Below are 13,490 nucleotides of genomic sequence, written 5' to 3'. Positions count from 1 at the left end.
CGAGACTGGCCGTATGCCAGTGCTCGACCCGAACCCCCAGAACGGCCAGCGGAAGATGCTCATCGTCTTCGGCTCGTTCTTCGCCATCTTCATCGTCATCGCCATCATCGCGACGATCGCGTCCCCGTGACCACACGCGTCTGAGTCGATGGTGGGGTTCTCCCCACCATCCCCTAGGGGGTGAGGCTCAGGGTCAAGTGGGTGGATCTCCGGATGGGTTGAGGGCCCCGCGTTCCGTAACTTCGAAGTGTGACCGCGAGAAGCGGATCGCGGACCACTCGGAGACCAGCGGAGGCACTCATGTCGGCCCCAGCGCACACCCGGCCCCACCCGGCGACCACGGGCGGCGTCGACATCAGGCTGCCGTGGTGGGCCCTCGCCCTGCCGGCGCTCGCCTTCGTCGTGCTGCTCGTGATGATGCTCAACCCGACGGACGCTCAAGCGGCGGCCTCGGACCCGATGATCACCCACCTCTTCGAGCGCGCGCAGCAGCTCATAGCCCGCTGAGCACGGGCGAAGCCGCCCGTCAACTCCCTGCGCCCCATGGCCTGTTTCATGCGAAGCTGGATCCCATGAGCGTCGCAGAACCCCGCAGGATTGTCCTCTTCCGGCATGCGAAGGCCGACTGGCCCGAGGTGACCGACCACGAGCGGCCGCTCGCCGAGCGGGGCCGCCTGGACGCGGCCACCGCCGGAAGCAGACTGGCCGACACCGGCATCCCCTTCGATCTGGCCCTCTGCTCCACCGCGACCCGCACCCGGGAGACCTGGAAGCTGGCCGTCCACGAACTCGCGCACCGGCCGAAAACCGTCTACGAGGAGAGGCTCTACGAGGCCTCGCCCGGCGAGCTGATCGCCGTACTGAACGAGACGCCCGACGACTCGCGGAACCTGATCCTCATCGGCCACAACCCGGGCGTCCAGGGCCTGACCGAGATCCTCTCCGGACCGGACACCGGCGAAGCCCGCGAGCGGCTGACCCGCCGCGGCTTCTCGACCGCCGCCTTCGCCGTCCTCACCTTCGACGGCTCCTGGAAGTCACTGGAGCCGGGCGTGGCGACCCTGGCCGACTACTGGGCGCCGTCCGAGTAGATCCGCAGACCCATACATCCGCACTCCCGCACTCCCGCAGACCCGTACGACAAGGGGCCCGGCACCAAGCGGTGCCGGGCCCCTGAAGGTCCTGAAGTATCCGGGGGTCAGTCCTCGTCGTGGGTGTCCGCCGCCTCGACCTCTTCGCGGGTGACGCCCAGCAGGTAGAGGACGGTGTCGAGGAAGGGCACGTTCACCGCCGTGTGCGCGGCCTGCCGTACGACCGGCTTCGCGTTGAAGGCGACGCCGAGACCGGCCGCGTTGAGCATGTCCAGGTCGTTGGCGCCGTCGCCGATCGCCACGGTCTGCGCGAGCGGTACGCCCGCCTCGGCGGCGAACCGGCGCAGCAGCCGCGCCTTGCCCGCGCGGTCGACGATCTCGCCGGTGACCTTGCCGGTCAGCTTCCCGTCGACGATCTCCAGCGTGTTCGCCTGGGCGAAGTCGAGCCCGAGCCGGTCCTTGAGGTCGTCGGTGACCTGGGTGAACCCGCCCGACACGACGCCGACTTGATAGCCGAGCCGCTTGAGCGTACGGATCAGGGTGCGGGCGCCGGGCGTCAGCCGCACCTCGCTGCGCACCTTGTCGACGACCGACTCGTCCAGCCCCGCGAGCAGCGCCACGCGCGCGTGCAGCGACTGCTCGAAGTCCAGTTCCCCGCGCATCGCGGCGGCGGTCACCTCGGCGACCTCGTCCTCGCAGCCGGCGTGCGCGGCGAAGAGCTCGATGACCTCGTCCTGGATGAGCGTGGAGTCGACGTCCATGACGACGAGCCGCTGGGCCCGCCGGTGCAGCCCCGCCGCCACGACGGCGACATCGACGCCCAGGGCCGCCGCGTGGGTGGCGAGGGCGGTGCGCAGGGGCTCGGTCTCCACCCCGGACACCGCGAACTCGACCGCTGTCACGGGGTACTTGGCGAGCCGGAAGATACGGTCGATGTTGCCGCCGGCCTTGGTGATGCGGGCGGCGATCGCGGCGGTGGACTCCGCGGTGAGGGGATGGCCGAGCACGGTCACGAGCGAACGCCCGAGTCCGCGCGGACGGTTGTCTCCGAGGCCGGAGATGATCTCCGCCTGCATCTTCATCGACTCGGCCCAGCTGTGCACGGTGGCCCGCAGATCCCCTTCGAGCCCGGCGGGCGGCGGCGTCACCAGCGCGCACAGCACCATCCGGCCACGGGTGACGACCTGCTCGATGTCGACCACGTCGACGGAGTAGGCGGCGAGGGTGTCGAAGAGTCCGGCCGTGATGCCCGGCCTGTCCTTGCCGAAGATCTTGACGAGGAGAGTGGGGACGTCAGAGGTCTGCGAAGCGCTCATGGTGTACCCACCGTATCCGGCACGGAGTGCCTTATGCCGCAGAGGTCCGCCTAGCGGACACGGAACAGTGGGTGTCGGATCGGTGGCGGGAATCTTACGGGGTGATCACGAAGGCGCTGGTGGGCGGTCACGAGCCGGTTCGGGGACGGTCAGGAGACGTGTCGAGGCGGTCGCGGTGGGGTGCGGCGCCGATCAGGAGTTGGCGGGGCGCCGGGCAGAGGGCGACCGCTACGGTTCTCGTCGCACCGAAGTGGATCACCGGCGCCCCTTGGGCCTCCCCGGAGGGGGCGGTGGCGGCGGAGGTTGCTGCCCGTCGTCCGAGTCGTCGCCCGGCCGGTCCCGCGAAGGCGTCCCGGGCCGACGCCGGGGCAGCCTGGACGGCGGCTCGTAGGGCTGGGCCATGGTCGGAGCGCCGTACAGGTCGGCGGGCGGCGCAGGGGTGCCGGGCGGCTGCGGGTCGCCGTAGGACCGAGGCTCGTCGTAGGACTGCGGTTCGCCGTAGGGACGAGTGCCGTCGTCCGCCGGGACGGCTCCGGACCGCCCCGCGCCGCCCGGCGCACCGGACGGCCGTGAGTCTCCGGCGGGCGGCCGACCGCCGCCGCGCGGCGCCCGCGCACCCGGCGGCCACGCACCCTGCTGAGGCGGACCCGAGTCCGGCGGCCACCCTGGTCCAGGACCAGGAGGCCGAGCACCGGTGCCGGACCGCGCACCGCCCGGCGGTCGGCCGACCTCGGGTTGCCGTAGCTCGTCGGGCAGTTGGAGATACGGGTTGGTCGCGGGGTTGGGTGCGCGGTACGGAGTGCTCGGCACGTAGGGGCCGGTGTGTCCCGGGCTCCCCGCGGGCTGCGCGTGTTCCGGGTGGCCTTCGTACCCCGGTGCCCCGGCATCCGGTCCCGCTCCCGGAACCGGTGCTCCCCAGTCACCCAGTGCCAGCGGCGCGGCACGCCGTCCCGCCGCTCCCGTCGCATACGCGAGCAGCCCGCCGACGCCTCCCGCGCCCGCACCCCACACCGCGCCGAGCAGCAACGCCATGCCCAGATGCCCGTGCAGCTCGATCCCGGCGCCGAACGCGTCGAACCCCAGCACCGACAGCGAGGCGTCCACCGACACATCCGTCAGCCAGGCCAGCAGCGGCAACGTCAGCGCGGTCACGACCCCCAGCCGTAAGGCGCACCGCCCGGCGAAACCGAGGGCTCCCGGACCGCCGACGCCCTTCGCGCCCAGTGGTGTCCGTGCCGCGGTGAGCACCCCCGCCAGCAGCATCATCAGGGCCGCGGCGACCCCCAACAGCCATACGCGGTTGTCCAGTTCGGCCAGTCGTCCCAGTGTCACCGGCTGGTCGGACTTCACGCTCAGGAGGTCGTCGAGGGGGTGGGGGAGCAGCTTCGCCAGCTCGCCCGTCGCCTTCCCGTCCCAGGGGACGAAGAGGCCGATCGGGACGCCGAGCCAGACCCCGTTGGGCGCGCCGAGCAGCGCGGCGCCCGCGATCCGTTTGGGGTGGTCGTCGCCGATCGCGGCGTACGCGGCCGCCGCGAGCCCGGCCGCCACCGCGACCAGCAGCACCGCGACGAGCGCGGACGCGGCCGGTCGTACGACACGGTGGACGGCCTCCCAGCCACGGGGGAGAGGCGTACGGCGCGAGGCCAGCAGGGCGATGAGGAGGATGCCGGCCGACCAGGCCAGGCCGCCCAGCAGGGTCGGCGCCGTGTCGACGGTGAAGCCGACCGCGGCCTTCGCCTTGACCAGGTCGCTGATCTTGCCGGGCAACAGGCCGCCGATGTCACCGATGTCGCCGATGCCGGGGATGTTCACCCCGCCCCCGCTACCGCCGCCGCCCGTGATCTTGTCGAGGCCCAGCTTGCCGCCGTCGATCGTGATGACGTCGTGCCCGGCCCAGGCCAGCCCGCCGAGCATCGCCACGAAGAGCGCGACCACCGAGCCCGCGCGCGCGAGGAGTTCGGCCGGTGCGATCACAACTGCCCCCGGCCGCAGGGACCGTAGGAAGAAGTACGACAGAAGAAGTGCTCCTGCCAGGCTCACGCCCAACGGTGTGATCGTGACGGCCGTGGTCGCCTGGGCGCCGGTCAGGCCGAACGCGGAGACGTCGCCGGTCGGGGTGACCGAACCGCCCGCGCCGAGCGCCACCACCGCCGCGGTCATCGGGCCGAGCGAGCCCGTCGCGTCGGCGCCGAGCAGATGCAGGCCGAGCGCCGCGGTGCCGGCCATCCCTATCAACGCCCAACTCACCGCGGCGATCGCGGACAGCAGGACGTCACCCCAGGGCACCCTCGTGTCGTAGTGCGCCGTCCTGACACTCGTCGCTGAGTTCATGGCAGACCCCCCGATCCGCGGCACGGCGTGGTGCGGACACCACGCATGTCCCCCTCGCGTGGATTACCACTCTCCGGGTCGGTTTCAACCCCGTCAACGGAACCGCCGAACGTGTAACGGCGTGCTCTTCACAAGGCCCGACTTTCGGTCAGGGGGTGCAGACTGAAATAGTTCCCGACGATGTTCGACATCCCTAGACTCCCCGTGATGGGGCGTAACTCGGGGGACTACTCAGTGGGGCATGGAGTGCCGGAACTCGTACTGGAATTGAATGGACGGACCTGGACGCTCGACGCGTCCAGGACCTACACCCTCGGACGTGATCCGCAGGGGGACATCGTGGTCGACGACGCCAGGGTCTCCTGGCGGCACGCCACGATCAGCTGGAGCGGCCGGAGTTGGGTCATCGACGACCACGGCAGCACCAATGGCACGTTCGTGCAGGGCCAGCGCATCCATCAGATGGAGATCGGCCCCGGCTCGTCCGTGTATCTGGGCAACGCGACCGACGGCCCGAGCCTGAGCCTGTCCGGGGCCGCCGCCGCGGTGGCGAGCCCGCAGGCCCAGCCACAGCAACAGCCGTACGCGGCACAGGGCGCGGGCCCCGGCTGGGCCCAGCAGGCGCCGCCGCAGCAGACGCCTGAGCAGCAGCGATTCCAGCCGGCGGCCGCCGCGCAGATTCCGCAGCAGCCGGGAGCCGGTGTCGGCGCGGGGGCGCCGCCGGTCTACGGCGACCGCAGCCCGACCACGTTCCACCAGTTCTCGCTGGACCGTGTGATGCGCATCGGCCGTGCGCTGGAGAACGAGTTGGTGGTCTCCGACCTCCAGGTCTCGCGCCACCACGCCGAGTTCCACGCGACACTCGACGGCCGCTTCGAGATCCGTGACCTCGGCTCGCACAACGGCACGTACGTCAACGGCCAGCCGATCACCAAGGGCGGCTCGGCGCTGCTCGGCCCGAACGACATCGTCGGCGTCGGCCACTCCACGTTCCGCCTGGTCGGGGACCGGCTCGAGGAGTTCGTCGACACCGGTGAAGTCTCCTTCTCCGCCCGGCACTTGACGGTGACGGTCGACGGCGGCAAGCAGATCCTCAAGGACGTCTCCTTCGGCGTACCGGAGAAGTCGCTCATCGCGGTCATCGGCCCGTCGGGCTCCGGCAAGTCGACCCTGCTCAAGGCGCTCACCGGCTACCGGCCCGCCAATCAGGGCGACGTCCTCTACGACAACCGCAACCTGTACAAGCAGTTCGCCGAGCTGCGCCAGCGCATCGGTCTGGTCCCGCAGGACGACATCCTGCACAAGGAACTGACCGTCAAGAAGGCCCTCAAGTACGCGGCCAAGCTGCGCTTTCCCGCCGACACCACCGGCGACGAGCGCGAGGCCCGCATCGACGAGGTGCTGCGCGAGCTGAAGCTCGACATCCACAAGGAGAAGAAGATCACTTCTCTCTCCGGTGGCCAGCGCAAGCGCGTCTCGGTGGCCCTGGAACTCCTCACCAAGCCCTCGCTGATCTTCCTGGACGAGCCCACCTCGGGCCTCGACCCGGGCATGGACCGCGATGTCATGCAGCTGCTGCGCGGCCTCGCCGACGACGGCCGCACGGTCCTCGTCGTCACCCACTCCGTGGCCGAACTGGCGATCTGCGACAAGCTGTTGGTGATGGCTCCGGGCGGTGCCGTCGCCTACTTCGGGCCGCCCGAGGAGGCGCTGAACTTCTTCGGCTACGACACCTGGGCCGATGTCTTCTCCGCCTTCGAGAACTACCGCGACTACGACTGGGCGGGCCGCTGGAAGGGCTCGCAGCACTACCAGATGTACGCCGCCGACATCGACGCGATCGCACCGCAGTCCGTACAGATGCCGCCGATGCAGGCCATGAAACCGCCGAAGCCACAGGGCTGGATGTCGCAGTTCGTCACCCTGGTCCGCCGCTACGTCACGGTGATCGCCTCCGACAAGGGCTTCCTCGCCCTGATGGTGATCCTCCCGGGCGTGCTGGGCGCGGTGAGCCTGCTCATCGACTCGGGCAACAGCCTGCTGCCCAACCCGGCCAGGGCGAACGGCACCATCATCCCGAACGGCACGGCCACCACCGTCCTGCTGATCCTCGCGGTCGGCGCCTGCTTCGCCGGCGCGGCCAACTCGGTCCGTGAGCTGATCAAGGAACGGGTCATCTACGAACGGGAGCGCGCGACGGGGCTGTCCCGGTCCGCGTACCTGATGTCCAAGGTGTTCGTGCTCGGCGTGATCACCGCGCTGCAGGGCCTGATGGTCGGTGTCATCGGCTTCTCCAGCCGGGAGATCCCGAAGCAGGGCCTGGTCCTCGGCAGCCAGACGATGCTCGAACTCTGCATCCCGATCATGGGCCTCGGCTTCACCGCGATGATGTTCGGCCTGATCATCTCCTCGCTGGTGAAGACGGCCGAGAAGACCATGCCGCTGCTGGTGATGTTCGCGATCATCCAGGTCGTGTTCACCGGCTGCCTGTTCACGCTGAACGGCGCGATCGGCGTCAACCAGTTCTCGTACCTGATGCCCTCGCGCTGGGCGGTCGGTGCCGCGGGCGCCACGCTGGACTTCAACAAGATCAGCCCGCCCAAGCCCGGCGACAGCAACGACCCGCTGTGGGAGCACACCGTCGGCGCCTGGGGCATGGACATGGCCGCCCTGATCGCCCTCGGCATCATCTGCGGCATCTTCGTGGCCCGCTTCCTGCGCCGCCACGAGCCGGAGGTCATGCGCAAGTAGCGGTGCCCGTACGACGCCGAAGGGCGGCGCCCCTGGAGGGGGTGCCGCCCTTCGGCGTCGGTACCGAGACCAAGAGGTCCGCCGGAGGCCTCAGTACGCGCTGTTGACGTTGTCGATCGAGCCGTACCGCGCGGCGGCGTAGTTGGCCGCGGCGGTGATGTTGGCGACCGGGTCGTAGATGTTCGTCGAGGTACCGGAGACGTGGTAGGCGTTGAACGTCGGCTGGATGACCTGGAGCAGACCGATCGACGGGGTGCCGTTGACCGCGTTGACGTCCCAGCCGTTGACGGCGCTCGGGTTGCCCGAGGACTCCCGCATGATGTTCTTGTACAGGCCGTAGTACGAGCCCGGGATGCCCTTCTGCTTCATGATCGCCAGGGCGTGGTTGATCCAGCCGTTGAGGTTGTTGGCGTAGGTCGTCGCGGCGACGGGCTGGAGCTTGACGCGCTGGCTGGAGCGGCTCGCGGCCTTCTTGGCCTTGCGCGCGGCCTCCGCCTTCTTCGCGGCGGCGGCTTCGGCGGCCTTCTTCTTCGCGGCGGCGTCCGCCTTGGCCTTGGCCGCCTTCGCCTTCGCGTCGGCCTTCGCCTGGATCGCCTCGGTCTTGAGGCCGGCACCGGCGAGCTGGTCGGTGACGCTGACCTTGACGCCCTTGATGGGCTCCGTGCTGTACGCCACCTTCGCCGTGGACGCGGCGTCGGTGGTGGTCGTCCCCGCGTCGCTGGGCACCGCGGAGAAGGCGAGGGCGGCGGCGCCGAGCGTGGCGACACCGGCGAGCGCGATCCTGTGCTGCTTCGTCAGCTTGGTCAGGCGACTGTGACCGGGAGCGTTCGTGTTCTCGGGCATGGCGGATGGACCTCTTCGAATGGTGCGGAGGTCGCTCACCGTCCGGCGGGGACGCGGGTGCTTCCGGCACAAACGCCGCGGACGGGATCCGCGGCGCTGAGCGACGGCTGCAATTCTTAGCGGTCGCAAAAACCTGTGGCAAAGGTGTGACGTACGATCCCCGGTAGTGGACCAGGGAAGGGCAAAACGGGACAGACGTGACCGTCTGTCCCGCTCAAGCGGGTCGGCTTTATCTCCTATGTGTCCTAGTACGTGATCTGCGCCCTATGTGCGGGCTCACACCGGCAACACGGCAACCTCACTCGCAGTTGCTCACGCAACGCACTGTGTGAGGATCCTCCTCCGGGAGGATGAGGTGCACGTCCCCGAACTCGTGCCACAGGTAGAGCCCGCGCAGCGCCTCCTCATAACTGCGGTCGACAGCGGCCCGCCCGGCGACCGCCTCCAGCATCAGCAGATGCGAGGCCTCAGGCTCGTGCAGCCCCGTCAGCAGCCCGTCCACCACCCGCACCCCCCGCTCCGGCGTGACGACGAGGTCCGTCCACCCGGCACGCGCGCGTACGACCCCATCACTGCCGGCGGCGGACTCGACGGCCCGCACGGCGGTGGTCCCCACCGCGATCACCCGCCCGTCCCCCGCGCGGGCGGCATTGATCAACCGGGCCGACGCCTCCGACACCGCGAACCGCTCCGGATACGGCGGCTCGTGCACCTCGGCCGACGCCACCCCCGTGTGCAAGGTGATCGGCGCGAACTGCACCCCCCGGCTCAGCAGCTCCGCCACCATCCGCGCGGTGAAGGGCCGCGCGGCACTCGGCATCTCCGCACTGCCGACCCCGTCCTCCGACGGCAACGAGAACACCGTCTGGTAGACGGACAACGGCTGATCCCGCTCCGTATAGGAGTAGCGAATGGGCCGCCCGTGCTCACGCAACAGCTCCGCCACCCCCGAACCGGACACCCGCGCCCACCACAACCGCTCGCCCCGCCCGCTCAGCGGCTCCTCCAGGGCCAGCCGCGTATCCCCGGGCAGCCGCACCTCCGTCCCCGCCGGGCCGCCCGCACGCGCGCGTGAGGTGCCCTTCCCGTCCGGCTCCCGCAGCTCGACCGCCCACCGCCCGTCGTCGCCCCGCGTCGAGAAATGCACCACCACGCGCGCGTGCCCGATCCACCCGTCCACCGCGGCGGCCAACGTCGGCGACGTGTTCACGACCAGCAGATCCCCGGCCCGCAGCAGCCGCGGCAACTCCCCGAACCCGTGATGCGACACCTCGGTACCCCGCGACACCAGCAGCCGTACGGCGTCCCGGTCGAGCCCGGGCCCGCGCTGCTCGGCCGGCACCCGCGCGGACAACTCCTCGGGGACCCGCACGGCCACCGTCATCGCTCCTCCAGCAGGGCCGGGGCTCCATAGCGCCCGCTCGCCGGCCGCTCGTCCAGAAGTCGTAGGAAGGCCGGCACCACAGAGGCGGGCTTCGGCCGTACATCGTCGTCGTCCGGTACGGCCGCCGCGTACAGGTCCGTGCCCATGTCCCCGGGGTCCACCGCCCACACCCGCAGCCCGGGCTCCTCCGCGCCGAGCACCGCCGCGAGCTGGTCGAGGGCCGCCTTGGACGCCCCGTAGCCGCCCCAGGTCTCGTACGCCTCGGCCGCCGCGTCCGAACTGACCGCGATCACCGCACCGGCCCGCGAGGCCCGCAACAACGGCAGCGCCTCCTGGACCAGCCCCAGCGCGGCCACCACGTTCACCTCCAGCGCGCGCCGCAATCCGTCCAGGGGCAACTCGTCGAGCCGTACGAGCGGCTCGGCCCCCAGCGCGCTCGCGTTGCTCACCACCAGGTCGACACCGCCCAGCTTCTCCGCCGCGGCCACCAGCCCGGCCCGGTGCCCGGCGTCCGTGACATCCCCCGGGACGGCCTCCACACGCGTGCCGTACGCGCCGACAGCCCCAGCGGTCTCCCTCAACACCCCCTCGGTCCTGGCGTCCAGCACCAGGTCCCAGCCCCGCGCGGCCAGCGCCTCGGCGAGCGCCCGCCCCAGCCCCTTCGACGCCCCCGTGATGATCGCTACCGACATGACACACGTCCCCTCGTCCACTACGCCTCCGTCGGCGTGCCCCCAACGTAGGAACGGGACCGCCCCCGCCGCCTCGGACGCCGGCCGCAGTCCACCGGGGCCCTTCGCCCTAGGCCTTCCGGACCAGACGAGAGCCGTCACCGGCCCGATCCGCGTTGTCACACCCCGCCGGTACCGTGAGGACATGAGTCAAGGTCCACGGTCCGGCCTCGCGGCGGTGAGCTCCGCACTGCTGGCCATGAGCAGGCACCTGGAGGTGCGCGACGTCCTCAAGACGATCGTCGCCTCGGCCCGCGAGCTGCTCGACGCCCAGTACGCCGCGCTCGGCGTCCCCGACGACCACGGCGGCTTCGCCCAGTTCGTGGTCGACGGCGTCAGCGACGCCCAGTGGAAGGCCATCGGCCCGCTCCCGCGCCAGCACGGCATCCTCGCCGCGATGCTGCACGAGGCCAAGGCCGAACGCCTCGCGGACGTGCGCAAGGACCCGCGCTTCGAGGGCTGGCCCTCGGCCCACCCCGACATGTCCGACTTCCTGGGTCTGCCCATCCGCGACGACGACGAGGTCATCGGCGCCCTGTTCCTCGCGAACAAGAACTGCCCCAAGAGGGACGGCACCTGCGGCTTCACCGAGGAGGACGAGGAACTCCTCTCGATCCTCGCCCAGCACGCGGCCATCGCCCTCACCAACGCCCGCCTCTACGAGCGCAGCCGCGAGCTGACCATCGCCGAGGAGCGCTCCCGGCTCGCCCACGAACTGCACGACGCGGTGGCCCAGAAGCTGTTCTCCCTCCGCCTCACCGCACAGGCCGCCGCCACCCTCGTCGACCGCGACCCCTCCCGCGCCAAGGGCGAACTCCAGCAGGTGGCCGCGCTCGCCGCCGAGGCCGCCGACGAACTGCGCGCCGCGGTCGTCGAGTTGCGCCCCGCCGCCCTCGACGAGGACGGACTCAGCGCCACCCTGCGCACCCAGATCCAGGTCCTCGACCGCGCCCACACCGCGCGCGTGACCTTCACCGGCCGCGGCTTCCGCGCTCTGCCCGCAGCCCAGGAGGAGGCAATGCTCCGCGTCGCCCAGGAGGCCCTGCACAACGCCCTGCGGCACTCCGGCGCGGAGCACGTCGCCGTGACCCTGGAGCGCAGCGGCTGCGGAGCGGTCCTACGGATCACCGACGACGGACGCGGCTTCGAACCCCAGTCGATCCGCCGCGCGGGACGCCACCTCGGCCTGGTCTCCATGCGGGACCGGACCAACGGCGTCGGCGGCACACTCACCGTGGAATCGGCGCCCGGAAAGGGCACCACGATCGAGATGGAGGTCCCCGGTGGCTGACGCAATCAAGGTGCTGATCGTCGACGACCACCAGGTCGTCCGCCGGGGCCTGCGCACCTTCCTGGAGGTGCAGGACGACATCGAGGTCGTCGGCGAGGCGGCCGACGGCGCCGAAGGAGTCGCCCGCACCGAGGAGTTGAAGCCCGACGTCGTCCTCATGGACGTCAAGATGCCGGGCATGGACGGCATCGACGCGCTGCGCAGACTCCGCGAACTCGACCACCCCGCGCGCGTGCTGATCGTCACCAGCTTCACCGAACAGCGCACGGTGATACCCGCCCTACGCGCGGGCGCCGCCGGTTACGTCTACAAGGACGTGGACCCGGACGCCCTGGCCGGTGCCATCCGCTCCGTCCACGCGGGCCACATCCTGCTCCAACCCGAGGTCGCCGGCGTCCTGTTGTCCCAGGAGGAGTCCAACTCGGGCCAGGGGAGAGGCGGTTCGCTCACGGAGCGGGAGCGCGAGGTGCTCGGCCTGATCGCGGACGGCCGCTCCAACCGCGAGATAGCCCGCGCCCTGGTGCTCTCCGAGAAGACGGTCAAGACCCACGTCTCGAACATCCTGATGAAGCTCGACCTGGCGGACCGCACCCAGGCCGCACTGTTCGCGGTACGTCACGGCCTGACGCGATAGCGATCGGCGAGGTGGGAGGGGCGTGACGGCAACACGGAGCGTCCCCTTCCGGGCCGAGATTCATACCGTCGTGGGAATGTCCCCCGGATGGCGCATCCTTCGTGGATCTCCGCCGTTCTCCAATGCGTGCCGCGGCGCCTGCCGCGGTGATCGCTAGGAGGGCTCAGAAGTGAAGAACCTGAAGAAGGCAGCGGCCGTGACGATGGTGGCCGGCGGGCTGGTAGCCGCCGGTGCCGGGCTGGCCTCCGCCGACAGCCTGGCGAACGGCCAGGCCGTCGGTTCGCCCGGCGTCGGCTCGGGCAACGTCGTCCAGGTCCCGGTGCACGTCCCGGTGAACGTCGTCGGCAACAGCGTCAACGTCATCGGCGTCCTGAACCCCGCCTTCGGCAACCTGGGCGTCAACCACTGACGCACGTCGCTCCGCGACAGTGACCTCCGGCCTCCCAGGGCGCTCCCTGGGAGGCCGGTCTGCTCGTCACCTGGTCATCCGGTCGGCTTGTCGCGCCAATGATCCGAACGGGCAGTCAAACGCGCATTCCCGTGCCGTTTCCGGCACCACCTGCGTTGTTCAGCGCACGACCCGCGGCCGGGTCGGTCACGCAATCGCAGGAGGAACGCTTCCCATGAACATCGCCAAGAAGGCCGCCGTGGCCCTCACCGTCGCCGGTATCGCCGCTGGCGCCTCCGCCGGTGCCGCTGTCGCCGACGCGGGTGCCGACGGCGCGGCCGTGAAGTCGCCGGGCGTCGGCTCCGGCAACGTCGTCCAGGTCCCGGTCCACGTCCCCGTCAACGTCGTCGGTGACAGCGTCAACGTCATCGGCCTGCTGAACCCCACGTTCGGCAACAAGGGCATCAACGGCTGACACCCACAGCCGTAAGGAAGGGCCCCGAGAGTCAACGACGACTCTCGGGGCCCTTCCTGCACGTGAGCACCATCAGCTCTTCCGGCGCCTTGCCAACTCAGGCTGCCAATCCTCCGCCCGACCGGCACCTTTCAACGCAGACCGCAGAATCAGCCCGTCCGGCGCCTTTCAACGCAGGCCCACAAAATCAGCCCGTCCGGCACCTTTCAGCGCAGGATCGCAAAATCAGCCCGTCCGGCGTTTGAGGACGAGGCC

General features: G+C 70.6%; 13 protein-coding genes. 8 read left to right on the top strand and 5 right to left on the bottom strand.

Annotated features, from left to right (window positions below; all coding sequences use genetic code 11):
* Nucleotides 1-13 precede the first annotated feature (13 nt).
* The 3 genes from JHN45_RS54040 to JHN45_RS16055 all read left to right on the top strand — a co-directional run bounded on the left by JHN45_RS54040 (nucleotide 14) and on the right by JHN45_RS16055 (nucleotide 1,091).
* Nucleotides 14-130 (top strand): SGM_5486 family transporter-associated protein, encoded by a 117-nt coding sequence (locus tag JHN45_RS54040; RefSeq protein ID WP_019060691.1) that lies wholly within the window; start codon nucleotides 14-16, stop codon nucleotides 128-130.
* Nucleotides 131-300: 170 nt separating this feature from the next.
* Nucleotides 301-507, top strand: coding sequence for a hypothetical protein (locus JHN45_RS16060; protein ID WP_201049482.1), 207 nt, complete (start codon nucleotides 301-303; stop codon nucleotides 505-507).
* A 65-nt stretch (nucleotides 508-572) separates the two neighbouring features.
* Complete coding sequence (locus tag JHN45_RS16055; RefSeq protein WP_200711685.1) at nucleotides 573-1,091, top strand: histidine phosphatase family protein; 519 nt, start codon at nucleotides 573-575, stop codon at nucleotides 1,089-1,091.
* 107 nt (nucleotides 1,092-1,198) lie between these two features.
* Here JHN45_RS16055 and serB read toward each other — a convergent pair whose 3' ends face one another.
* The gene (serB, locus tag JHN45_RS16050; RefSeq protein ID WP_201049481.1) at nucleotides 1,199-2,407 is read right to left on the bottom strand and encodes a phosphoserine phosphatase SerB; all 1,209 of its coding nucleotides are present in this window, start codon (nucleotides 2,405-2,407) and stop codon (nucleotides 1,199-1,201) included.
* Nucleotides 2,408-2,662: 255 nt separating this feature from the next.
* Nucleotides 2,663-4,738, bottom strand: a complete 2,076-nt coding sequence (locus tag JHN45_RS16045; protein ID WP_201049480.1) for a streptophobe family protein — start codon at nucleotides 4,736-4,738, stop codon at nucleotides 2,663-2,665.
* A gap of 246 nt (nucleotides 4,739-4,984) precedes the next feature.
* On the opposite strand from JHN45_RS16045, the gene JHN45_RS16040 reads away from it, so the two are divergent.
* Nucleotides 4,985-7,489 (top strand): FHA domain-containing protein, encoded by a 2,505-nt coding sequence (locus tag JHN45_RS16040; RefSeq protein ID WP_200711726.1) that lies wholly within the window; start codon nucleotides 4,985-4,987, stop codon nucleotides 7,487-7,489.
* Between the two features lie 90 nt (nucleotides 7,490-7,579).
* On the opposite strand, the gene JHN45_RS16035 is transcribed toward JHN45_RS16040, so the two are convergent.
* From JHN45_RS16035 to JHN45_RS16025, 3 genes are all read right to left on the bottom strand, one after another.
* Nucleotides 7,580-8,332 carry a transglycosylase SLT domain-containing protein gene (locus tag JHN45_RS16035; protein WP_200711682.1) on the bottom strand — a complete coding sequence of 251 codons (753 nt, stop codon included), beginning with the start codon at nucleotides 8,330-8,332 and terminating at the stop codon, nucleotides 7,580-7,582.
* Nucleotides 8,333-8,630: 298 nt separating this feature from the next.
* Nucleotides 8,631-9,716, bottom strand: a complete 1,086-nt coding sequence (locus JHN45_RS16030; protein WP_201049479.1) for an S-adenosylmethionine:tRNA ribosyltransferase-isomerase — start codon at nucleotides 9,714-9,716, stop codon at nucleotides 8,631-8,633.
* Complete coding sequence (locus JHN45_RS16025) at nucleotides 9,713-10,408, bottom strand: SDR family oxidoreductase (protein ID WP_201049478.1); 696 nt, start codon at nucleotides 10,406-10,408, stop codon at nucleotides 9,713-9,715. The genes JHN45_RS16030 and JHN45_RS16025 overlap by 4 nt, the downstream gene beginning before the upstream one ends.
* Nucleotides 10,409-10,592: 184 nt before the next feature.
* Here JHN45_RS16025 and JHN45_RS16020 point away from each other — a divergent pair, with 184 nt between their 5' ends.
* From JHN45_RS16020 to JHN45_RS16005, 4 genes are all read left to right on the top strand, one after another.
* Nucleotides 10,593-11,738, top strand: coding sequence for a GAF domain-containing sensor histidine kinase (locus tag JHN45_RS16020; protein WP_200711679.1), 1,146 nt, complete (start codon nucleotides 10,593-10,595; stop codon nucleotides 11,736-11,738).
* The gene (locus JHN45_RS16015) at nucleotides 11,731-12,372 is read left to right on the top strand and encodes a response regulator transcription factor (RefSeq protein ID WP_019067391.1); all 642 of its coding nucleotides are present in this window, start codon (nucleotides 11,731-11,733) and stop codon (nucleotides 12,370-12,372) included. Before JHN45_RS16020 ends, JHN45_RS16015 begins: the two co-directional genes overlap by 8 nt.
* Nucleotides 12,373-12,541: 169 nt before the next feature.
* On the top strand, nucleotides 12,542-12,781 hold the full coding sequence (locus tag JHN45_RS16010; RefSeq protein ID WP_093625129.1) for a chaplin family protein: 240 nt from the start codon (nucleotides 12,542-12,544) through the stop codon (nucleotides 12,779-12,781).
* 214 nt (nucleotides 12,782-12,995) lie between these two features.
* Complete coding sequence (locus JHN45_RS16005) at nucleotides 12,996-13,235, top strand: chaplin family protein (protein WP_019067389.1); 240 nt, start codon at nucleotides 12,996-12,998, stop codon at nucleotides 13,233-13,235.
* Nucleotides 13,236-13,490 lie beyond the last annotated feature (255 nt).

The organism is Streptomyces sp. MBT53, from assembly GCF_016654115.1.
Classification (GTDB): domain Bacteria; phylum Actinomycetota; class Actinomycetes; order Streptomycetales; family Streptomycetaceae; genus Streptomyces.
This window is presented reverse-complemented; position numbering and strand designations above follow the sequence as displayed.